The sequence below is a fragment of the Streptomyces sp. DH10 genome (genome assembly GCF_029813805.1).
Taxonomy (GTDB): domain Bacteria; phylum Actinomycetota; class Actinomycetes; order Streptomycetales; family Streptomycetaceae; genus Streptomyces; species Streptomyces coeruleofuscus.
Genome location: NZ_JARVKU010000021.1, coordinates 103,498 through 124,606, shown reverse-complemented (window position 1 = coordinate 124,606; position 21,109 = coordinate 103,498). Strand labels below are relative to the sequence as shown.

Sequence of the window (21,109 nt, the reverse complement as noted above, 5' to 3'; positions counted from 1 at the left end):
TCCCAAGATCATTTTCAACGGCCGTTCAGCCGCCCGCCGATCCACTCCAGCGTCGCCGGAATCTCGCGCCGCCAGGTGTTGAAGTTGTGCCCTCCGCTTTCCAGGATGATCGACGAGATCCGCGTCCGCCCGGTGGCCTGCACGCGCTCTATGAACCGCATCGTGTCCCGGTAGTTGGACTCGCCGGACCTGCTGCTGGTGACGAGCAGTGAGGTGTCGGGAGCGGGCCTGTGCTTGAGGTACCACCACAGGTCGGCACGATTCCGGAGCCCCTTGTCGCCCTGGAAGAGATCGCCCGTCGTGGCGTCGATCGGCGCCTTGTAGTACGCGGACAAGCCCGCCCCGGCGGCATACACATCGGGATGGTGCATGGCGATCTTCAAGGCGCAGTATCCGCCTGTCGAGTTGCCGATGATGCCCAGACCGCCCGGCTTATCGGCCACCCGGTAGTGCGTGCGCAACGCCTCGGGCAGATCCCTGGCGAAGAACGACTCGGTCTGCGGACCGCCCGGGACGTCCACGCACTCGGTGTCCCGGGGCGGCGCCACCGTGGGCCGCAGCATCACCAGGATCGTCGGCGGCATCCGGCCCTCCCGGGCCAGCTCCAGCGCCGTACGCGGGTAGTGGAGCTTCTCCACCAGCGCCGAGGCCGTGCCCGGATAGCCGGTCAGCACGACCGCCGTGGGGAACGTACGGGTGCGGTACCGCGGCTGGAAGTACTCCGGTGGCAGATAGACGTACGCGGGCGTGGCGATGCGCGTCGTACGCCCCACGACGTCGATCTCCTGGATCCGGCCGCCCGCCCGGGGACTCACCCCGCCCGCCCCCGGCACCCGGCGCGAGCCGACCACCTCCAGCGGGCCGCCGCCCGGCGCGTGGTCGACCACCACGCCCTGCTCCTTCTCCTGCCCGAACAGGTCCGCCCAGCTGGCGTAGAAACCGAAGGCCTGATTGGCGGCGAGGCCCACCGCGGCGAACAGCGCCACCTGCGTGGCGAGCAGCAGGCCGACCCGCCCGCCCACGGCCCGCCAGCTGCGCCGGGCCAGCCGCGGCCACAGCCAGACCGTGCCGGCGAACAGCAGCACCGCGGACAGTACCGCCAGCGCCAGCACCTTGTTGCTCGTGAGACCCAGACCCATCGGTGGTTACCTGTCCGCGCTTTCCGTCCGGGGCCTCTCACCGCACTCACACCTTCGCGAGCGCTTGTCCCGGACTTTCCATGGCCTTTGAAACGGCTTTGACGAAGGGAGTGAACCTCTCCCCCTGAGACACCGTCCTAGAGGGCGCAATGTCGCCGGATGCCCGAATCGGCACCGGATCCAAGGTCTCTCGCAGAACAACGGGATGCGATGTCTGTCAGGACAGATGAGGGAATGTCGGGCGAGGTTCCGAGTCAGGGAACCGCCACGGCCGGTACGGGCCGTATGAGCCGTGTGCGCCACCGGCTGCGCGGGCCACGCCCCGAGGCCGTCCCGGTCCTGGTCGGCAGAGCCTGCGCCCTGGTGGGCGTCCTGGACATCGCCGCGGGCGTCTTCCCGCGCTTCCGGCACAGCCGTATGCACGCCATCGCCGAAGTACTGCCCGGCGCGCTCGGCCCGTTCGCTGCCGCCCTCTCCCTGAGCACCGGAGTGCTGTTGCTGCTGCTCGCCCACGGCCTCAAGCGCGGCAAGCGCCGGGCCTGGCGGGCCGCCGTGGCCCTGCTGCCGGCCGGTGCCGTCGCGCAGTTCACCTACCGGCACTCGATCGTGGGCGTGCTCATCTCACTGGCCCTGCTGGCGCCCCTGCTGCGCCACCGCGACCAGTTCTCGGCCCTGCCCGACCCGCGCAGCCGCTGGCGGGCGCTCGCCAACTTCGTGCTGATGAGCGCCGGTTCGATGCTGCTGGGCCTGCTCGTCGTCAGCGTCCACGGCGAGCGCATGCTCGGCGACCCGAGCCTGGCCGACCGCATCACCCACGTCATCTACGGACTGTTCGGCTTCGAGGGCCCGGTCGACTACCAGGGCAACACCTCCTGGACGGTCGCCTTCTCGCTCGGCGCCCTCGGCCTGCTCACCGCCGTCACCACCATCTACCTGGCCTTCCGCCCCGAACACCCGGCCGCCCAGCTCACCGAGGAGGACGAGGCCCGGCTGCGCGCCCTGCTGGAGCGGCACGGCGGCCGCGACTCCCTCGGCCACTTCGCGCTCCGCCGTGACAAGGCCGTCGTCTTCTCCCCCAGCGGCAAGGCGGCCGTGACCTACCGCGTGGTCTCCGGTGTCATGCTCGCCAGCGGCGACCCGATCGGCGACGTCGAGGCCTGGCCGGGCGCCATCGAACGGTTCATGGACGAGGCCAAGGCCCACTCCTGGACACCCGCCGTCATGGGCTGCTCCGAGACCGGCGGCGAGGTGTGGACCCGCGAGACGGGGCTCGACGCCCTCGAACTGGGCGACGAGGCGGTGGTGGACGTCGCGGATTTCTCGCTGGCCGGCCGCGCGATGCGCAACGTGCGCCAGATGGTCAAACGCATCGAGCGCGCCGGTTACGAGACCCGGGTACGACGTGTCCGTGACGTCGGCGAGGCGGAGCTGGACCGCATCCGGCGGGCCGCCGACGACTGGCGCGGCACCGACACCGAACGCGGCTTCTCCATGGCCCTGGGCCGCGTCGGCGACCCCGCCGACGGCGACTGCCTCATCGCCACCGCCCACAAGCAGGACGACCACCCCGGTCCCTACGGGGATCTGAAGGCGATCCTGCACTTCGTGCCCTGGGGCACCGACGGCGCCTCCCTGGACCTCATGCGCCGCGACCGCTCCGCCGACCCCGGCATGAACGAACTGCTCATCGTGGCCGCCCTCCAGGCCGCCCCGAAGCTCGGCATCGCGCGCGTCTCCCTCAACTTCGCCATGTTCCGCGCGGCGCTGGCCCGCGGCGAGAAGATCGGCGCCGGACCGGTGCTGCGCGCCTGGCGCGGACTGCTGGTGTTCCTCTCCCGCTGGTTCCAGATCGAGTCGCTGTACAAGTTCAACGCCAAGTTCCAGCCGCGCTGGGAGCCCCGCTTCGTCGTCTACCGGGCCTCCGGCGACCTGCCCCGCATCGGCTTCGCCGCCATGCAGGCCGAGGGATTCGTCAACCTCGCCCTCCCCTTGCCGCGCCTCTTGCGCCGCCGTCGCCCGTCGGGCCGCCGCCCGTGCGCCCACGGCACGACGACGGAACGGAACGTCCGGGCGGCGTGACCTGTCGGGACCGAGCCGGGCCGCAGCGCCTGACGGCCCCCGCCGGGGCCTACGCTGAACATATGAGCAACCTGAGCGGACGCGGGCGCGTGGCGGGCCTACCGGAATGGGGCCGCTGCGCGGTCATGGGAGTCGTGAACGTCACCCCCGACTCCTTCTCCGACGGCGGCCGCTTCTTCGACACCACGGCCGCCGTCAAACACGGCCTCGACCTGGTCACCGAGGGCGCGGACCTGGTCGACGTCGGCGGCGAGTCGACCCGCCCCGGCGCGACCAGGGTGGACGAGGCCGAGGAACTCCGCCGTGTCGTCCCGGTCGTGCGCGGCCTGGCCTCCGAAGGCGTCACCGTCTCGGTCGACACCATGCGCGCCTCCGTCGCCGAACGGGCCCTCGCGGCGGGCGCCGCCCTCGTCAACGACGTCAGCGGCGGTCTCGCCGACCCCCGCATGATCCCGGCCGTCGCCGACGCCGGCGCCCCCTTCGTCGTCATGCACTGGCGCGGCTTCCTCCAGGGCGGCAACGTCCGCGGCGTGTACGCCGACGTCGTCACCGAGGTCGTCGACGAGCTGCACGCGCGCGTGGAGGCCGTGCTGGCGGGCGGTATCGCCCCCGACCGGATCGTCGTCGACCCCGGCCTCGGCTTCTCCAAGGACGCCGAGCACGACCTCGCGCTCATCGCGGGCCTCGACCGGGTCCTCGCCCTCGGCCACCCGCTGCTCGTCGCCGCCTCCCGCAAGCGGTTCCTCGGCCGGGTCCTCGCCGGCCCGGACGGCCCGCCCCCGCCCGCACGCGAACGTGACGCGGCCACCGCGGCCGTCTCCGCGCTCGCGGCGCACGCCGGCGCGTGGGCGGTACGCGTGCACGAGGTACGCGCCACGGCGGACGCCGTACGCGTCGCCCACGCCATCGCACAGGCACGCACCGGCGCAGAAGGAACCCGGTGAGCGCCCCGCACACCGACGTCGAACAGGTCGAGGCCGCCAACACCGCCTTCTACGAGGCGCTGGAACAGGGCGACTTCGAGGAACTGGCGTCGCTCTGGCTGACCCCCTCCGACCTGGGCGTCGACGAGACGTACCACGACCCGGCCGACACCGGCGTGGTCTCCTGCGTGCACCCCGGCTGGCCGGTGCTCACCGGCCGCGGCGAGGTCCTCCGGTCGTACGCGCTGATCATGGCGAACACCGACTACATCCAGTTCTTCCTCACCGACGTGCACGTCTCGGTGACCGGCGACACCGCCCTGGTGACCTGCACGGAGAACATCCTCAGCGGCGGTCCCGCACCCGAGGGCGACGAGGAACTCGGCCCGCTCGTCGGCCAGCTCGTGGTCGCCACCAACGTGTTCCGGCGCACGCCCTCGGGATGGAAACTCTGGTCGCACCACGCTTCCCCCGTTCTGGCCGAAACCGACGAGGACGAGCAGGACGACACCCCCGCCTGAGTGGGTACGCAGCAGGAAGTGGTTGGAATCACGGACCCGCGGGTATGGGCGGCTACCAACCCGTGAGCCGCCGGGTTCTCCAGGGGAAACGCCGGGTGAATCCTCCCGGTCCCGGCCCGGGCCCACGCCCCCGTGGCCCGGCCCCGTCCGGGCTCACAGGTAGATTCGACGAGGCCGGTGTGCCGACCGCACACGGCACGGACCGGCCGTGACCGACGATTGCAGGAGTGATTCGCGTGGATCGTGTCGCGCTGCGCGGCCTGAAGGCCCGCGGGCACCACGGTGTGTTCCCGAGGGAACGCGAGGAGGGCCAGACCTTCATCGTGGACCTCGTCCTCGGCCTGGACACCCGGCCGGCCGCGGCCGACGACGACCTGGCGAAGACCGTGCACTACGGCATCGTGGCCGAGGAGGTCGTGGCCGTCGTCCAGGGCGAGCCCCTCAACCTCATCGAGACGCTCGCCGAGCGCATCGCCCAGGTCTGTCTGAAGCACGACGGGGTCCGGGAGGTCGAGGTGTGCGTCCACAAGCCGGACGCCCCGATCACGGTCCCCTTCGACGACGTGACCGTCACCATCACCCGGAGCCGAGTATGACCGCGCCCTTCCTCAAGGGTCCCAGCGACCCGACCGTACAGCCGGTACCCGCCTCCGTCGTCGAGAAGGTCGACGCCGCCGACACCACGCTCAGCAACCCGAAACTGGCCGTGGTCGCCCTCGGCTCCAACCTCGGCAACCGCCTGGAGACCCTTCAGGGAGCCGTCGACGCCCTGGAGGACACCCCCGGCCTCCGCATCAAGGCCGTCTCCCCGGTCTACGAGACCGAACCCTGGGGTGTGGAGCCCGGCAGCCAGCCCGCCTACTTCAACGCGGTCGTGGTCCTGAAGACCACCCTCCCGCCGTCCTCGCTCCTGGAGCGCGCGCACGCGGTGGAGGAGGCCTTCCACCGCGTCCGGGACGAGCACTGGGGCCCCCGCACCCTGGACGTCGACATCGTCTCCTACGCCGACGTCGTCTCCGACGACCCGCAGCTCACGCTCCCCCACCCCCGCGCCCACGAGCGCGCCTTCGTCCTGGCCCCCTGGCACGACCTGGACCCCGAGGCGCAGCTGCCCGGGCGCGGCCCGGTCGCCGGCCTGCTGGACGCCGTCACCCGCGAGGGCGTGGCGCCCCGCCCGGACTTGGAACTCCGGCTGCCCGAGTAGCCGTTAAGGTCGAGACGGCCGCACAACCAGGCCGGAGCCGGGGGAACCGAAGGGACACTGTGAAAGAGCTGCGCATCAGGGTGCTGGCCGGGGTCTTCGTCGTGGCAGGGGTGCTGTCCTGGGCGGGCGCCCGCCTGTGGAACTCGATCGGGACGCTGCCGAGCATCCCCCTGGCCGCCCCCATCGCCCTGGCTCTGATCGCCGTGGTCCTGCTGGCCACGGCGCTCTCGATCCGCGCCCGGCTGAAGGCCCAGCGCGAGCGGCAGCCCGACGCCAAGGGCGTCGACCCGATGATGGCGGCCCGCGCGGTCGTCTTCGGCCAGGCCAGCGCCCTGGTCGCCGCCCTCGTCGCCGGCATGTACGGCGGCACCGGCGTCTTCCTGCTGGAGTCCCTCGACAACCCCGCCCGCCGCGACCAGGCCATCTCCGCCGGGTTCTCGGTCCTCGCGGGCATCGGCGTCATAGCGGCCGCCCTCTTCCTGGAGCGCGTCTGCAAGCTCCCGGAGGACGACGAACACGACGGCACGGGGGCGGCCCCGACGACGTGACCCGCCCCGGGAGCCGGGAAGGTCCGGGGGGCGGGTCAGCGCGCCATGATCAGGCTCATGGCCTCATTGCGGGTCGCTGGATCACGAAGCTGGCCGCGGACCGCCGAGGTGATCGTCTTCGCACCCGGCTTCCGGACCCCGCGCATGGACATGCACATGTGTTCACACTCGATGACGACGATCACGCCACGCGGCTCCAGGATCTCCATCAGGGAGTCGGCGATCTGTGTGGTCAGTCGCTCCTGCACCTGCGGACGCCGTGCGTACACGTCCACGAGCCGCGCCAGCTTGGAGAGGCCGGTGATCTTGCCCTCGACGGACGGAATGTAGCCAACGTGGGCAACTCCGACAAACGGCACAAGGTGGTGTTCACACGAGCTCAGGACCTCGATGTCCTTCACCAGCACCATCTCGTCATGCCCGAGGTCGAACGTGGTCGTCAGCACGTCCTCGGGCTTCTGCCACAGCCCCGCGAATATCTCCTTGTACGCCCGCGCCACCCGCGCCGGCGTCTCGCGGAGTCCCTCGCGGTCAGGGTCCTCGCCGACCGCGATCAGCAGCTCCCGTACGGCGTTCTCGGCCCGCTTCTCGTCGAACTCGCCGATCTGGCCCTCGCCGTCCAGCGTCACGGGGTCGGTCATCTGGTGCCTCGTTCCTGTGTCCATCAGGGGGCGGCCTGCGCAGATGGCGAAAAGCCGCGCCCCCCAGGCTAAAACCTGGGGGGCGCGGCATCCATTCCGGGCCCGGTGGGCCGCCGGGAGAGCGGGTCAGCTCTCGGGGCGGTCCTCCGGGGCTCGCTCGGGCGCCGGGGCGGGTTCCGCCGCGGTGCTCTTCGCGGTGGTGATGGCCGGCGTCGCGCCGTTCGCCCCGTTCGTCAGGGCCAGCTCCTTGGGGGAGAGGACCGGCGGGCGGGTGGACGGCGTACGACGCGAGGAACCCGTCCAGGCAGGCCGCGGCGGGCGCTTGACGATCGGGGCGAAGATCTCGGCGATCTCCTCCTTGCCCAGCGTCTCCTTCTCCAGCAGCTGCAGCACGAGGTTGTCGAGGACGTCGCGGTTCTCGACCAGGATCTCCCACGCCTCGTTGTGCGCGGTCTCGATGAGCTTCTTGACCTCTTCGTCGACCAGCGCCGCGACCTCTTCCGAGTAGTCGCGCTGGTGAGACATCTCACGCCCGAGGAACGGCTCGGTGTTGTCGCCACCGAACTTGATCGCGCCGAGTCGCTCGGTCATGCCGTACTGCGTGACCATCGCGCGGGCCAGGCCCGTGGCCTTCTCGATGTCGTTGGCGGCACCCGTCGTCGGGTCGTGGAAGACGAGCTCCTCGGCCGCGCGGCCGCCCAGCATGTAGGCCAGCTGGTCCAGCATCTCGTTGCGCGTGGTCGAGTACTTGTCCTCGTCCGGCAGCACCATCGTGTAGCCGAGGGCGCGGCCTCTCGACAGGATCGTGATCTTGTGGACGGGATCGGAGTTCGGTGAGGCCGCCGCGACCAGGGCGTGTCCGCCCTCGTGGTACGCGGTGATCTTCTTCTCCTTGTCCGACATGATCCGGGTCCGCTTCTGCGGGCCCGCGACCACACGGTCGATCGCCTCGTCGAGCATGTGGTTGTCGATCAGCTTCTTGTCACTGCGGGCCGTCAGCAGGGCGGCCTCGTTCAGCACGTTGGCAAGATCGGCACCCGTCATGCCGGGCGTACGGCGGGCCATGGCCGACAGGTCGACGTCGGGCGCGACCGGCTTGCCCTTCTGGTGGACCTTGAGGATCTCCAGACGGCCCTGCATGTCCGGACGGTCGACCGCGATCTGCCGGTCGAAACGGCCGGGGCGCAGCAGCGCCGGGTCGAGGATGTCGGGCCGGTTCGTCGCGGCGATGAGGATCACGCCGCCCTTGACGTCGAAGCCGTCCATCTCGACGAGCAGCTGGTTCAGCGTCTGCTCGCGCTCGTCGTGACCGCCGCCGAGGCCGGCGCCGCGGTGGCGGCCGACCGCGTCGATCTCGTCGACGAAGACGATCGCCGGGGCGTTCGCCTTGGCCTGCTCGAACAGGTCACGCACTCGGGAGGCACCGACACCGACGAACATCTCGACGAAGTCGGAACCGGAGATCGAGTAGAACGGCACGCCGGCCTCGCCCGCGACGGCACGCGCGAGCAGGGTCTTACCGGTACCGGGAGGCCCGTAGAGCAGAACGCCCTTGGGGATCTTGGCACCGACGGCCTGGAACTTGGCCGGCTCCTGGAGGAACTCCTTGATCTCGTGGAGTTCCTCGACGGCCTCGTCCGAACCGGCGACGTCCGAGAACGTCGTCTTGGGGGTGTCCTTGGTGATGAGCTTGGCCTTGGACTTCCCGAAGTTCATGACGCGGGAGCCGCCGCCCTGCATCTGGTTCATCAGGAACAGGAAGAGGACCACGATGAGAATCAAGGGAAGCAGGAAAGAGATCAGCATCCCGATGAACGGGTTCTGCTTGGACGGCGAGACCGTGTAGCCGTCCGGGATCTGCTTGTTCTGGAACTTGTTCTGCAGCGTGTTGGCGATGTCCTCGCCCTGGTTGCCGATGTAGCTCGCCTGGATCTTGGAGCTGCCCTCGACCTTTACGCCGTTCTTGAGCGTGACCTTGATGGTCTCGTCATCGCCGGTGGTGAGCTTGGCCGACTCCACCTTGTTCTGGTTGATCGCCTGGACGACCTGGCCGGTGTCCACCGTCTTGTAGCCACCGGACGAGCCGACGACCTGCATCAACACGACCACGGCAAGGACGGCCAGCACGATCCACATGACCGGCCCACGGAAGTATCGCTTCACGTCCATCCATACGGAGCGGTGCCGCCCCGTCCCTCCTGCCATAGTGAGTTTGATAAAGCCTGTTCTTCGGACGGTACCCCAGCATTGTCACCTGAAGCCGCGTGGGACGGCTGGCGATCCGTCTACGCATGCTCCAACGGCGGGAAGTCCGCTGGGGTTCCCGATCACCGTCACGGCACCCGGCCGGAGTTTCAGCCGCCGTACACGTGGGGCGCGAGCGTACCGACGAACGGGAGGTTGCGGTACTTCTCGGCGTAGTCGAGGCCGTAGCCCACGACGAACTCGTTGGGGATGTCGAACCCGACCCATTCCACGTCGATGGCGACCTTCGCGGCCTCGGGCTTGCGCAGCAGCGTGCACACCTTGAGGGAGGCGGGCTCGCGCGAGCCGAGGTTGGAGATCAGCCAGGACAGGGTCAGGCCGGAGTCGATGATGTCCTCGACGATGAGGACGTGCTTGCCCTTGATGTCGGTGTCGAGGTCCTTGAGGATCCGCACCACACCGGAGGACTGGGTGCCCGCCCCGTACGAGGATACGGCCATCCAGTCCATGGTGAGGGGGGTGGACAGCGCCCGGGCGAGATCGGCCATGACCATCACCGCGCCCTTGAGGACGCCGACGATCAGCAGGTCCTTGCCCGCGTACTCCGCGTCGATCTTCGCGGCCAGCTCGCCCAGCTTGGCGTCGATCTCTTCCTTGGTGATGAGTACCTGCTGAAGGTCGGCACCCATGTCTTTCGCGTCCACCCGCATCACTTTCGGTCGTCCCGGACTGAGCGGCCCCTCCACCGACTTCCCGGAGGGGACGTGATTCAGCCTTGCCGAATCACCAGTCTGCCACCCTGCCGCCGGGCCACGACCTTGCCGGGGAGGTTGATGGCACCCTGACCGCGCCAGCCGGTGATCAACCGGTCGACTTCCTCGATGTGCCGGGCGAACAGCGAACCGGCCGGGGCACCGGCCGCGATGGCGGCCCGGCGCAGGATCCGGCGGCGTACGGCGGGCGGCAGGGCGTAGAGCTTCGCGCACTCCAGGAGCCCGGCGGCGTCGCGGACGGTGGTCTCGGCCTGGGCGGCCCAGGAGTCGAGGGCGTCGGCGTCGTCGCGGGAGAGCCGGGCCGTACGGGCGAGGGCCTCGACGACGCCCTTGCCGAGGGCCTTCTCCAGGGCGGGCAGGCCTTCGTGGCGCAGCCGGGAGCGGGTGTAGGCCGGGTCGGCGTTGTGGGGGTCGTCCCAGACGGGCAGGGACTGGACCATGCAGGCCTTGCGGGCGGTCTGCCGGTCGAGTTCCAGGAAGGGGCGCCGGTAACGGCCGTCGGCCCCCGAGACCGCGGCCATTCCGGACAGGGAGCGGATGCCGGAGCCGCGGGCGAGGCCGAGCAGGACGGTTTCGGCCTGGTCGTCCCGCGTGTGGCCGAGCAGGACCGCGGCGGCGCCGTGGCGTTCGGCGGCGGTGTCGAGCGCGGCGTAGCGGGCGTCGCGGGCGGCGGCTTCGGGTCCGCCCGCGCGGCCTACGCTCACGGCGACGGAGTCGACCGGGTCGAGGCCGAGTTCGCGCAGGCGCAGGACGACTTCCGCGGCCCGCAGGTCGGAGCCGGGCTGGAGACCGTGATCGACGGTCACGCCGCCGGCCCTGATGCCGAGCTTCGGGGACTCGAAGGCGAGGGCGGAGGCCAGAGCCATGGAGTCGGCGCCGCCGGAGCATGCCACGAGCACGAGCGGCGGGGGCGGCGGCTCGTGCGAGGGGGTGGGCGGGAGTGCGGCGGTGGTGCGGTGGTGCTCGGTGAGGAGGTCGTGGAGGACGCGGCGGACCGCCAGGCGTATCGCCGCGACCGCAGGATGGGGACCCATGTCCGGTTCCCTTCATGAAGTTTTCGGGGGGTGAACCCGAGTGTCGGTCACGCAGAGTGTGTAGATGGTGACAGAACCGGGCCGTTCCCCGAGCATTGCACGCCCACCCCTCGCTCACGGTCCCTCGGACGGGTGATTGGAGGGGCGTTCGCCTGCCGTGGGCCCGTTTCCTTTCACGACCTCGCCGCGATGTTCACTACTCGGCCCTGCGATGCACCCGCGCGATCCAGTCCGCCGGTTTGGCGATCTCCGTCTTGGTGGGGAGGGTGTTGGGCGAGGTCCACACCCGGTTGAAGCCGTCCATGCCGACCTCGTCGACGACGGCCCGTACGAAGCGCTCGCCGTCCCGGTACTGCCGGAGCTTGGCGTCCAGGCCGAGCAGCTTGCGCAGGGCCAGGTCCAGGCGGGAGGCGCCCTTGGCGCGGCGCTGCTGGAACTTCTCGCGGATCTCCCCGACGCTCGGCACGACGTCCGGTCCGACGCCGTCCATCACGAAGTCGGCGTGGCCCTCCAGCAGGGACATCACGGCGGTGAGCCGGCCGAGGATCTCGCGCTGGGCGGGCGTCTGCACGATCTCGACGAGGGACCGGCCGCCGTCGTCCTCCTCGGCCTCGGGGCGGCCCCCGGCGAGGCTCTGGGCGGCTTCGCGTACGCGTTCCAGGACGGTCATGGGGTCGACGTCGGTCTCGCCGAGGAAGGACTGGATCTCGCCCTCGAGATGGTCGCGCAGCCAGGGCACGGCGGTGAACTGCGTGCGGTGGGTCTCCTCGTGCAGGCACACCCAGAGCCTGAAGTCGTGCGGGTCGACGTCGAGTTCGCGTTCCACGTGGACGATGTTCGGGGCGACGAGCAGGAGCCGGCCGCCGCCGTTCTCCCCGGCCGGGAGCTGGCGCGTGGCCGGGGCGAAGGTCTCGTACTGGCCGAGGACGCGGGAGGCCAGGAAGGACAGGAGCATGCCCAGCTCCACGCCGGTTACCTTGCCGCCGACGGCGCCCATGACCGTGCCGCCGGGGGTGTTGCCGCGCCGGTCCTGCATCTTGTCGAGCAGGGGCTTCAGGAGTTCCCGGAAGCCGGCGACGTTCGCACGGATCCAGCCCGGGCGGTCGACGACCAGGACGGGGGTGTCGTGACCCTCCTCCGTGCCCAGACGGGTGAAGCCCCGGACGTGTCCCTCCGAGGCCTTGGCATGCCGCCGCAGCTCGGCGACGACGGCCCGGGCCTCGTCGGCGCTGACTTCGGGGCCCGGCCGTACGAGCCGGGTCGCGGTCGCCACCGCCAGATTCCAGTCGACCATGCCGGTTGAAGCACCACCGATGCTCGTCATGCGTCAACCGTACGTGAGCGCCGGCCGCTGGGGCAGGGCGGCGAGGGTTGGGGGTCGCCGGGTTGGCTGTCGGGTACTCGGCGTTGTGGCCGGTGTCCGGGGCCGGCGGGGCTGAGGTGTCTTGGCCGGAACTCGGCGTTGTCGGCCGTGCCCACCCTCCCCCAAGCTCTCGGCTCCGCTCGAGCAGGGGGACCTCCATCGCCCCAGCGGAACGACTGCCCACGGCCAGGGAGGCAGCTACCGGCAGCCGCACGCCGACAACGTCGTCGCCGCCTTGTCCAGGGCCTTCTGGGCCTCCGCCGGGTTTGTCGTGTCGTTGGCCATGAAGGCGAAGGCCAGCAGGCGGCCGTCCTGGTCGACGACCGTGCCCGCGAGGGCGTTCACGCCGGTCAGGGTGCCTGTCTTGGCGCGGACCACGCCGGCTGCGCCGTCCGTGTAGCGGGTGGTCAGGGTGCCGGTGAAGCCGGCGACGGGGAGGCCGGTGAGGGCCGGGCGGAGTTCGGGGTGGGCGGGGTCGGACGCCTTGGCGAGGAGCGCGGTGAGGAGGTCGGCCGTCAGTCTGTCGGCGCGGTTGAGGCCGCTGCCGTCCTTGAAGGCGGCTCCCTTGACGGGCAGGCCGAGTTCGCGGAGCCGGGCGTTGATCGCCCGGTCGGCGCCGGCGAAGTCGGCCCGGTGGCCCGTGGCGATCGCCGTGTGGCGGGCGAGAGCCTCCGCGATGTCGTTGTCGCTGTCGGTCAGCATCCGTTCGACGAGGGCCGAGAGCGGGGGCGAGGCGACCGTGGCCAGGGTCTTCGCGCGGGTCGTGGCCTTCGACAGTCCGGGGGACGTGGCCTTGATGCCGCGGTCCTTCAGGAGGTCCCCGAAGCGGCGGGCCGCGTCCGCGGCCGGGTCGGTCACGCGGATGACCGGGCCGCTCGTCGAGTCGTCCGTGCGGCCCTCGTCGGCCATCAGGGGGCTGACGAGGGCGAGATTGGGGTTGACCCCGATCGGGTGCTTCTGGCTGCCCGCGTAGAGGGTCGTGTCGTAGGAGAGCGTGACGTCGCGGACGCCGCGCTGGGCCAGGGCCGCGGCCGTCCGGTCGGCCAGGGTGCGCAGGCTCGCCCAGCCGTCGGAGGCATCGCGGGCCGTGAGGGTGGGGTCGCCGCCGCCGACCAGGACGACTTCCTTCGTGTCGGGTTCCAGCGCGGCGCGGGTGGTGAGGCGGTGGTCGGCGCCCATCGCGGACAGCGCGGCGACGGCCGTGGCGATCTTCGTCGTCGAGGCCGGGGTGAGGGCGGCGTCCGAGGCGGTGCCGTACAGGCGCCTGCCGGTCGTGACGTCCACGACCGCCGCCGCGGGCCGGGGACCGAGCGCCGGGTCCTTCAGCAGGGGCGTGAGGGTCTTCGCGAGGGCCTTGCCGTCCGGGGCGGACTTCACGGTGCTGACGCCGCCGAGGCCGGTCAGCACGGGTCCGGCGCTGGGGGCCGGCCGGGGCTGCGCGGGCGCGCCGGGGACACGGCCGTGATCTGTGCCACCCGCGCGGCCCAGGGCCACGGCCCGGTCCCGCTCGGCCGTACGCTGACCCGAGGAGTCCCAGGGGCCGGCGGCGGTCACCGCACCGGCGGCCAGCGCCAGACCGGCGGTGGTGGCGCCCGCGGCGTACTGCCAGGGCCGCGTGACCCGCGCGACCTGCGGTTTCCCGGCTCGGGCGAGCCGCGCGACCCGTGGTTTCGCGGCTGCGGCGGCCCTGGCCAGGCGCGGTCGTACGGCACCCGCGATCCGCACCACGTGCGGTCTCGCGGCCCGCCAAGGACGCAGCTCCGGCACGACCACCAGCCCCTTTCGCGATCACACACCTGCGTGAGGGACACTTAACCACCAGAACTATGTGTTGATCATGGAGGAGCCACCGGTGGAGTTCGACGTCACGATCGAGATTCCGAAGGGTTCGCGCAACAAGTACGAGGTGGACCACGAGACCGGTCGTATCCGCCTGGACCGGCGACTCTTCACCTCGACCGCCTACCCGACCGACTACGGCTTCGTCGAGAACACCCTCGGCGAGGACGGCGACCCGCTGGACGCGCTGGTCATCCTGGACGAGCCGACCTTCCCGGGCTGCCTCATCAAGTGCCGGGCGATCGGCATGTTCCGGATGACGGACGAGGCCGGTGGCGACGACAAGCTGCTGTGCGTGCCGGCGACAGACCCGCGTGTGGAGCACCTGCGGGACATCCACCACGTGTCGGAGTTCGACCGCCTGGAGATCCAGCACTTCTTCGAGGTCTACAAGGACCTGGAGCCCGGCAAGTCCGTCGAGGGCGCCGACTGGGTGGGCCGCACCGAGGCCGAGGCCGAGATCGAGCGGTCGTACAAGCGCTTCAAGGACCAGGGCGGTCACTGACCCTTCTGATGCTCACGGGCCGCACGCCTGCGCGTGCGGCCCGTTCGCCTGTATGTGCGCATACTGAGGCTGGGGGTACTGAGGCTTACGTGTCGTACAGGGAGCGCCAGGCAGTGACGGACGCGGAAGACCGCAAGCCGAAGTCGGACGAGGCCAGGAGCATGTTCCTGCCGCCGGCGGGGGCCGCCGTCGACGGGGACATGTCGACGACGTCGGAGTTCGCGATCCCCGAGGGCCTCGCCGTGTCCAAGGCGACCGGTACGGAGTCCGAGGTGACGTCCGAGTTCGCCCTTCCGGAGGGGCTGGACGTCTCGCAGGCCCCGGCGGCGGATCCGGAGGGGTCGGCTTTCACCCCGCCGAGCACGTACAGCTCGAAGCACGCCCCGTCGGCGTTCACCCCGCCGAGCGGGATCCCCGTGGTCAGCCTGACCAAGGACGTGCCCTGGCAGGACCGGATGCGCACGATGCTGCGCATGCCGGTGGCGGAGCGGCCGGCGCCGGAACCGAGCCAGCGCGGCGGCGACGACTCGGGTCCCGCCGTGCCGCGCGTGCTCGACCTGACGCTGCGTATCGGCGAGTTGCTGCTCGCGGGCGGTGAGGGCGCCGAGGACGTCGAGGCGGCCATGTTCGCCGTCTGCCGGTCGTACGGCCTGGACCGCTGCGAGCCCAACGTCACCTTCACGCTGCTGGCGATCTCGTACCAGCCGTCGCTCGTCGACGACCCGATCACGGCGTCGCGGACCGTGCGCCGCAGGGGCACCGACTACACGCGGCTGGCGGCCGTGTACCAGCTGGTGGACGATCTCAGCGACGACGAGACGGCGGTCTCCCTGGAGGAGGCCTACCGGCGGCTCGCCGAGATCCGCCGTAACCGGCACCCCTACCCCGGCTGGGCGCTGACCGGCGCGAGCGGGCTGCTGGCGGGTGCGGCCTCCGTGCTCGTCGGCGGTGATCTGATCGTGTTCGTCGCGGCCGCGCTGGGCGCGATGCTCGGCGACCGGCTGGCGTGGCTGTGCGCGGGGCGCGGGCTGCCGGAGTTCTACCAGTTCACGGTGGCCGCGACGCCGCCGGCCGCGATCGGGATCGCGCTGACGCTGGCCCACGTCGACGTGAAGGCGTCGGCGGTGATCACCGGTGGGCTGTTCGCGCTGCTGCCCGGGCGGGCGCTGGTGGCGGGGGTGCAGGACGGTCTGACCGGCTTCTACATCACCGCGTCCGCGCGGCTGCTGGAGGTCATGTACTTCTTCGTGGGCATCGTCGCGGGTGTGCTGATGGTGCTGTACTTCGGCGTACAGCTGGGAGCCCGGCTGAATCCGGACGCGGCACTCGGGGTCTCCGACGATCCGCTGGTGCTGATCGGCGCGTCGATGCTGTTGTCGCTGGCGTTCGCGGTGCTGCTTCAGCAGGAACGATCCACCGTGGTGTGGGTGACGCTGAACGGCGGTGTCGCCTGGATCGTGTACGGGGCGATGCACTACGTGGGGGACATCTCGCCGGTGGCCTCCACGGCTGCGGCTGCCGGGCTCGTGGGGTTGTTCGGGCAGCTGTTGTCCCGGTACCAGTTCGCTTCGGCTCTGCCGTACACGACCGCGGCCATCGGGCCGTTGCTGCCGGGTTCCGCGACGTACTTCGGGCTGCTGGCGATCGCGCAGAACAAGGTGGACGCCGGGCTGGTGTCGCTGTCCAAGGCGGTGGCCCTGGCCATGGCGATCGCCATCGGGGTGAATCTGGGGTCCGAGATCTCGCGGATGTTCCTGCGGATCGGGTCCGCGGAGAAGCGGCGGGCCGCCAAGCGGACCAGGGGCTTCTAGCGCCCTTCGCCTCTGCCTGTCGGCTCGGGCTTCCTGTCCGCCGGCGGCCCCGCGAGTCGTCTGTCAGTAACCCCCGTTGTAAGGGGGCTGTCCGCCGCCCTGCTGGGGGGTGCCGTACGGCTGCTGCTGCGGGTTTCCGTAGGGCTGCTGCTGGTTTCCGTACGGCTGCTGCTGGCCGTAGCCCGGGGCCTGGGGGTACTGGCCGTAGTACTGCTGGTCGTTGTAGCCGTTCTGGTTGCCGTGCGGGGACTGCTGCGGGTGCTCGTGGGGCTGGTCGTCCGGGGTGATGCGGCGGAGCTGGGTCGTCGCGTCGTCCATGACGGGGGGATGGGGCTGGGACGAGGTCTGCGACGCGGCGCGCTTCTTCTGGGAGCGGTCGCGGAGGTACTCGATGATGATCGGGACGACCGAGAGCAGGACGATCAGGATGAGGATCGACTCGACGTTCTTCTTGATGAAGTCGATCTGGCCGAGCCAGTAGCCCGCGAGGGTGACGCCGGTGCCCCAGGCGATGCCGCCGATGACGTTGTACGTGACGAACGTGCGGTACTTCATGCGGCCGGCGCCGGCCACGATGGGCGCGAAGGTGCGCACGATCGGGACGAAGCGGGCCAGGACGATCGCCTTGGGACCGTACTTCTCCATGAACTCGTGGGCCTTGTCCAGGTTCTCCTGCTTGAACAGCTTGGAGTTCGGCCTGTTGAAGAGCTTCGGGCCCAGGAACTTGCCGATCATGTAGCCCACTTGGTCGCCGACGACGGCGGCGATCACGATCAGCGTGCAGACCAGCCACAGGGGCTGCGTGATGTAGGTGCCCTCGGCCACGAAGAGACCCGCCGTGAACAGCAGGGAGTCACCGGGCAGGAATGCGAAGAGGCCCGACTCGGCGAAGACGATCAGCAGGATTCCGGGGAGGCTGAAGGTCTCGATCAGATAGTTCGGGTCGAGCCACTCGGGGCCGAGCGCAAGCGTGGTCACGGGGATGTGGCTCCTGCTGCTGGGGGTACGGGCTGGGGCTGACTGCTTCAAAGTATCAACGCAGCCGTCATGGCCCAGGTTCCATGGGGGTACTCAGGATGCACTGTCGGCCGTCACGGAGAAAGCTGTGAACATGGGCATCGATGAATACGGCGGCGGACAGGGCCCCCAGCCCGACGTCCTCGTCGTCACCACGAACGACGTACCCGGCTACCGCGTGCGGGAGGTGCTCGGGGAGATCTTCGGCCTGACCGTCCGGTCCCGGCACCTGGGGAGCCAGATCGGCGCCGGGCTGAAGTCGATGGTCGGCGGCGAGCTGCGCGGTCTGACGAAGACGCTTGTGGAGACGCGCAACCAGGCCATGGAGCGGCTCATCGAGCAGGCACGCGCGCGTGGAGCCAACGGTGTGCTCGCGTTCCGCTTCGACGTGACGGCGGCGGCGGACGTCGGCACGGAGGTGTGCGCGTACGGGACGGCCGTGGTGATCGAGCCCGAGGACCGGGCCTGACCCGAGTCCCCCGGCGGTAGCCGGAGGCCGTAGCCGGAGGCCGTAGCCGGAGGCCGGCACGAAGCGGTTGAGGGCCCAGGGCTGGGCGAGCGCGCCCGCCCACGAGCGCTGCCCCGCTCTGCCGACGGTCACGGCGAATGGACAGGCGTCCGGAACTAGTTGATTCACCGGCGGGCAGGGGGCCAGCCCATTACCGGGGAATTGCGGCGGGCCGGCGAAAGTTAATCGCTCTTCCGACGGCCGGACGCAAGCGTGTTTCCTGCTCGTGCCCTTTTGTCCGCTTATCGTGTGCCCGTGGTCCAGGACTCCGCGCGGCAGGCGCCCTCCGTCACCCCCGCGACTCCCGCCCGCGCCCTGCTGCCGTCGATCCTGCCCGCCCTGGCCGTGGGGGTGGTGTCCAGCCTGCTGCTGGTGGGGGTGGAAGTCGCCGCCGAGGAGCTCCAGGGCGTCCTGTGGCGAACGGTGCCGGACGCGCTGGGGATCGGCCGGTATTCGGTGGCGTGGATGTTCGTGATGCTCGTCGCGACCGGGGTCGCGGTCGGGCTGGTGGTGTGGAAGGTGCCGGGTCACGCGGGCCCCGATCCGGCCACGGTCGGCCTGGACGCCCCGGTCCTGCCGCCCGTCGTGCTGCCGGGGCTGCTGCTGGCGACCGCGCTGATGCTGGCCGGCGGGCCGAGCCTGGGCCCCGAGAACCCGATCATCGCCGTGAACGTCGGCCTGGCGGTCTGGCTGGGCGGCCGGGCACTCCCCCGGGCGCCGGGCAGGATCTGGCCGGCGCTGGCGGAGGCGGCGACGATCGGTGCCCTGTTCGGCACGCCCGTGGCGGCCGCCCTGGTGATCTCCGAGGTGCTGGCCCGGCAGGAGACGCGCGGCCTGCTGTGGGACAACCTGTTCGCGCCGCTGACCGCCGCGGCGGCCGGTTCCCTGACGGCGACCCTCGTCGACCATCCGAGCTTCGACCTGGACCTGCCGTCGTTCGGACGGCCGGGCTGGGGAGACCTGTCGGCGGCCGTCGTGGTCGCCGCGGCGGGCGCGCTGATCGGCATGGGAGCCGTGCGCGCCTTCCCGTACGTCCACGCGGCGTTCCGCCGGCTGCGGCATCCGATGCTGATGCTCCCGGCGGGCGGGGCGGTGCTGGGCGCTCTCGCCGCCGTGGGCGGCCATCTGACGCTGTTCAAGGGGCTCGACGAGATCGCCGAGCTGGCGCACGACCCGGACGGCCGGTCGGCCGGTGAGTTCGCCGTCCTGACGGTGGTGAAGCTGGCCGCGCTGCTCGTCGCCGCGTCCTGCGGCTTCCGCGGCGGGCGCATCTTCCCGGCCGTCTTCGCCGGCACCGCCCTCGGTCTGGGCGCGCACGCCCTGGTGTCCGGGGTGCATCCCGCCGTGGGTGTGTCCGCCGGAGTGCTGGGGGTGCTGCTGGCCATCACCCGGCAGGGCTGGCTCAGCCTGTTCGTCGCCGCGGTGCTGGTCGCCTCGCCGGAGATCATCGCCCTGCTCTGCGTCGCCTCGCTGCCGGCCTGGCTGCTGGTCACCGGCCGGCCGCAGATGCAGCTGCGGCCGGACGGGACGCCCGTCCGCTGACACCCATTCACGAACCCATCCTGGAGGCTCCCTTGCCGCTCAACGAAGGCCCCCGTCAGCCCGCCGAACGCCGCCTGTCCGTCAACCCCTTCTACGGTCCCGCCAACCCGGTCGGCGACATGGCCGAGGCCCCGCCCACACACCGGCTCCCGGACCAGCCCATGGCCCCGGCGACCGCCCACCAGCTGGTGCGCGACGAGCTGATGCTGGACGGCAACGCGCGGCTGAACCTCGCCACGTTCGTCACCACCTGGATGGAGCCGGAGGCCGGGGTGCTGATGGCGGAGTGCCGGGACAAGAACATGATCGACAAGGACGAGTACCCGCGCACGGCCGAGCTGGAGCGGCGGTGCGTGGCGATGCTCGCCGACCTGTGGAACGCGCCCGACCCGGCGGCCGCCGTGGGCTGTTCGACGACCGGGTCGAGCGAGGCGTGCATGCTCGCCGGCATGGCGCTGAAGCGGCGGTGGGCGCGGCGGAACGCCGGCCGGTATCCGGGGGCCCGGCCCAATCTGGTGATGGGCGTCAACGTGCAGGTCTGCTGGGAGAAGTTCTGCAACTTCTGGGAGGTGGAGGCCCGGCTGGTCCCCATGGAGGGCGAGCGGTTCCACCTGGACCCGCAGGCCGCGGCCGAACTGTGCGACGAGAACACCATCGGCGTCGTCGGGATCCTGGGCTCGACCTTCGACGGGTCCTACGAGCCGGTCACCGAGCTGTGCGCGGCGCTGGACGCGGTGCAGGAGCGGACCGGGCTCGACATCCCCGTGCATGTCGACGGGGCGTCCGGTGCCATGGTCGCGCCGTTCCTCGACGAGGACCTGGTGTGGGACTTCCGGCTGCCGAGGGTGGCGTCGATCAACACCTCGGGGCACAAGTACGGGCTCGTCTACCCGGGCGTCGGCTGGGCGCTGTGGCGGGACGCGGACGCGCTGCCGGAGGAGCTGGTGTTCCGGGTCAACTACCTGGGCGGTGACATGCCGACGTTCGCGCTGAACTTCTCCCGGCCGGGCGCGCAGGTCGTGGCGCAGTACTACACGTTCCTGCGGCTTGGCCGGGACGGCTACCGGGCCGTGCAGCAGGCCGCGCGGGACGTGGCCACGGGGCTCGCCGGGCGGATCGAGGCGCTGGGCGACTTCCGGCTGCTGACCCGGGGCGACCAGTTGCCGGTGTTCGCCTTCACGACCGCCCCGGACGTGACGTCGTACGACGTCTTCGACGTCTCACGGCGGCTGCGCGAGAGCGGCTGGCTGGTGCCCGCGTACACCTTCCCGCCGCACCGGGAGGACCTGTCCGTGCTGCGGGTGGTGTGCCGCAACGGCTTCTCCGCCGACCTCGCCGAGCTGCTCGCCCAGGACCTGGAACGGCTGCTGCCGGAACTGCGCCGGCAGCCGCGCCCCTTCACGCAGGACAAGGGCGCGGCCACCGGGTTCCACCACTAGCGGCTCAGGCTTCCGTCA

The 21,109-nt window shown here is 71.0% G+C and carries 19 protein-coding genes; 11 read left to right on the top strand and 8 right to left on the bottom strand.

All coding sequences use genetic code 11. The features are described 5' to 3' along the window. Positions 1-14: 14 nt before the first annotated feature. Positions 15-1,133 (bottom strand): alpha/beta hydrolase, encoded by a 1,119-nt coding sequence (locus tag QC385_RS33935; protein WP_279545240.1) that lies wholly within the window; start codon positions 1,131-1,133, stop codon positions 15-17. A 240-nt stretch (positions 1,134-1,373) separates the two neighbouring features. Between QC385_RS33935 and QC385_RS33930 the strand changes: the two genes are divergently transcribed. The 6 genes from QC385_RS33930 to QC385_RS33905 all read left to right on the top strand — a co-directional run bounded on the left by QC385_RS33930 (position 1,374) and on the right by QC385_RS33905 (position 6,414). Beyond that, a complete protein-coding gene (locus tag QC385_RS33930; protein WP_443033060.1) occupies positions 1,374-3,218 on the top strand; it encodes a phosphatidylglycerol lysyltransferase domain-containing protein in 1,845 nt (614 codons plus the stop codon). Positions 3,219-3,280: 62 nt separating this feature from the next. Next, complete coding sequence (gene folP, locus QC385_RS33925; protein ID WP_279545194.1) at positions 3,281-4,162, top strand: dihydropteroate synthase; 882 nt, start codon at positions 3,281-3,283, stop codon at positions 4,160-4,162. Continuing rightward, positions 4,159-4,662, top strand: a complete 504-nt coding sequence (locus QC385_RS33920) for a nuclear transport factor 2 family protein (protein WP_086851403.1) — start codon at positions 4,159-4,161, stop codon at positions 4,660-4,662. The genes folP and QC385_RS33920 overlap by 4 nt, the downstream gene beginning before the upstream one ends. 236 nt (positions 4,663-4,898) lie before the next feature. Then, a complete protein-coding gene (gene folB, locus QC385_RS33915; RefSeq protein ID WP_279545193.1) occupies positions 4,899-5,258 on the top strand; it encodes a dihydroneopterin aldolase in 360 nt (119 codons plus the stop codon). Beyond that, the gene (gene folK, locus QC385_RS33910; protein ID WP_279545192.1) at positions 5,255-5,866 is read left to right on the top strand and encodes a 2-amino-4-hydroxy-6-hydroxymethyldihydropteridine diphosphokinase; all 612 of its coding nucleotides are present in this window, start codon (positions 5,255-5,257) and stop codon (positions 5,864-5,866) included. Before folB ends, folK begins: the two co-directional genes overlap by 4 nt. A gap of 59 nt (positions 5,867-5,925) precedes the next feature. Then, positions 5,926-6,414: a DUF3180 domain-containing protein gene (locus QC385_RS33905; protein ID WP_279545191.1), complete on the top strand. Its 489-nt coding sequence runs from the start codon at positions 5,926-5,928 to the stop codon at positions 6,412-6,414. A 35-nt stretch (positions 6,415-6,449) separates the two neighbouring features. Here the strand turns inward: QC385_RS33905 and folE are convergent, their stop codons facing one another. The 6 genes from folE to dacB all read right to left on the bottom strand — a co-directional run bounded on the left by folE (position 6,450) and on the right by dacB (position 14,203). Then, positions 6,450-7,055 (bottom strand): GTP cyclohydrolase I FolE, encoded by a 606-nt coding sequence (folE, locus tag QC385_RS33900; protein ID WP_150482288.1) that lies wholly within the window; start codon positions 7,053-7,055, stop codon positions 6,450-6,452. 126 nt (positions 7,056-7,181) lie between these two features. Next, positions 7,182-9,224, bottom strand: a complete 2,043-nt coding sequence (gene ftsH, locus QC385_RS33895) for an ATP-dependent zinc metalloprotease FtsH (RefSeq protein ID WP_279545190.1) — start codon at positions 9,222-9,224, stop codon at positions 7,182-7,184. Between the two features lie 185 nt (positions 9,225-9,409). Next, on the bottom strand, positions 9,410-9,970 hold the full coding sequence (gene hpt, locus QC385_RS33890; RefSeq protein WP_086851389.1) for a hypoxanthine phosphoribosyltransferase: 561 nt from the start codon (positions 9,968-9,970) through the stop codon (positions 9,410-9,412). A 59-nt stretch (positions 9,971-10,029) separates the two neighbouring features. Further along, positions 10,030-11,067 (bottom strand): tRNA lysidine(34) synthetase TilS, encoded by a 1,038-nt coding sequence (gene tilS, locus QC385_RS33885; RefSeq protein ID WP_279545189.1) that lies wholly within the window; start codon positions 11,065-11,067, stop codon positions 10,030-10,032. 196 nt (positions 11,068-11,263) lie between these two features. Continuing rightward, the gene (locus QC385_RS33880; RefSeq protein WP_279545188.1) at positions 11,264-12,391 is read right to left on the bottom strand and encodes a zinc-dependent metalloprotease; all 1,128 of its coding nucleotides are present in this window, start codon (positions 12,389-12,391) and stop codon (positions 11,264-11,266) included. Between the two features lie 237 nt (positions 12,392-12,628). Continuing rightward, the gene (gene dacB, locus QC385_RS33875) at positions 12,629-14,203 is read right to left on the bottom strand and encodes a D-alanyl-D-alanine carboxypeptidase/D-alanyl-D-alanine endopeptidase (RefSeq protein WP_279545187.1); all 1,575 of its coding nucleotides are present in this window, start codon (positions 14,201-14,203) and stop codon (positions 12,629-12,631) included. A gap of 79 nt (positions 14,204-14,282) precedes the next feature. Here dacB and QC385_RS33870 point away from each other — a divergent pair, with 79 nt between their 5' ends. Both QC385_RS33870 and QC385_RS33865 read left to right on the top strand, forming a co-directional pair. After that, positions 14,283-14,774, top strand: coding sequence for an inorganic diphosphatase (locus QC385_RS33870; protein ID WP_031487466.1), 492 nt, complete (start codon positions 14,283-14,285; stop codon positions 14,772-14,774). 113 nt (positions 14,775-14,887) lie between these two features. After that, on the top strand, positions 14,888-16,585 hold the full coding sequence (locus tag QC385_RS33865; protein WP_279545185.1) for a threonine/serine ThrE exporter family protein: 1,698 nt from the start codon (positions 14,888-14,890) through the stop codon (positions 16,583-16,585). Between the two features lie 63 nt (positions 16,586-16,648). Here the strand turns inward: QC385_RS33865 and QC385_RS33860 are convergent, their stop codons facing one another. Beyond that, on the bottom strand, positions 16,649-17,563 hold the full coding sequence (locus QC385_RS33860) for a DedA family protein (protein WP_279545184.1): 915 nt from the start codon (positions 17,561-17,563) through the stop codon (positions 16,649-16,651). Positions 17,564-17,696: 133 nt separating this feature from the next. Here QC385_RS33860 and QC385_RS33855 point away from each other — a divergent pair, with 133 nt between their 5' ends. From QC385_RS33855 to QC385_RS33845, 3 genes are all read left to right on the top strand, one after another. Next, entirely contained in the window at positions 17,697-18,071 is a 375-nt protein-coding gene (locus QC385_RS33855) for a YbjQ family protein (protein ID WP_279545182.1), read from the top strand. Positions 18,072-18,365: 294 nt separating this feature from the next. Next, complete coding sequence (locus QC385_RS33850) at positions 18,366-19,652, top strand: ion channel protein (RefSeq protein WP_279545181.1); 1,287 nt, start codon at positions 18,366-18,368, stop codon at positions 19,650-19,652. Between the two features lie 32 nt (positions 19,653-19,684). Then, entirely contained in the window at positions 19,685-21,091 is a 1,407-nt protein-coding gene (locus tag QC385_RS33845) for a glutamate decarboxylase (RefSeq protein WP_279545180.1), read from the top strand. The last annotated feature ends 18 nt before the right edge of the window (positions 21,092-21,109 follow it).

What these genes read in the sequence shown, in the direction of transcription:
- folP (WP_279545194.1), top strand. Translation starts at nt 3,281, where the DNA reads ATGAGCAACCTGAGCGGACGCGGGCGCGTGGCGGGCCTACCGGAATGG.
- QC385_RS33930 (WP_443033060.1), top strand. Translation starts at nt 1,374, where the DNA reads ATGTCGGGCGAGGTTCCGAGTCAGGGAACCGCCACGGCCGGTACGGGC.
- tilS (WP_279545189.1), bottom strand. Translation starts at nt 11,067, where the DNA reads ATGGGTCCCCATCCTGCGGTCGCGGCGATACGCCTGGCGGTCCGCCGC.
- QC385_RS33880 (WP_279545188.1), bottom strand. Translation starts at nt 12,391, where the DNA reads ATGACGAGCATCGGTGGTGCTTCAACCGGCATGGTCGACTGGAATCTG.
- hpt (WP_086851389.1), bottom strand. Translation starts at nt 9,970, where the DNA reads ATGCGGGTGGACGCGAAAGACATGGGTGCCGACCTTCAGCAGGTACTC.
- ftsH (WP_279545190.1), bottom strand. Translation starts at nt 9,224, where the DNA reads ATGGACGTGAAGCGATACTTCCGTGGGCCGGTCATGTGGATCGTGCTG.
- folK (WP_279545192.1), top strand. Translation starts at nt 5,255, where the DNA reads ATGACCGCGCCCTTCCTCAAGGGTCCCAGCGACCCGACCGTACAGCCG.
- folE (WP_150482288.1), bottom strand. Translation starts at nt 7,055, where the DNA reads ATGACCGACCCCGTGACGCTGGACGGCGAGGGCCAGATCGGCGAGTTC.
- QC385_RS33855 (WP_279545182.1), top strand. Translation starts at nt 17,697, where the DNA reads ATGGGCATCGATGAATACGGCGGCGGACAGGGCCCCCAGCCCGACGTC.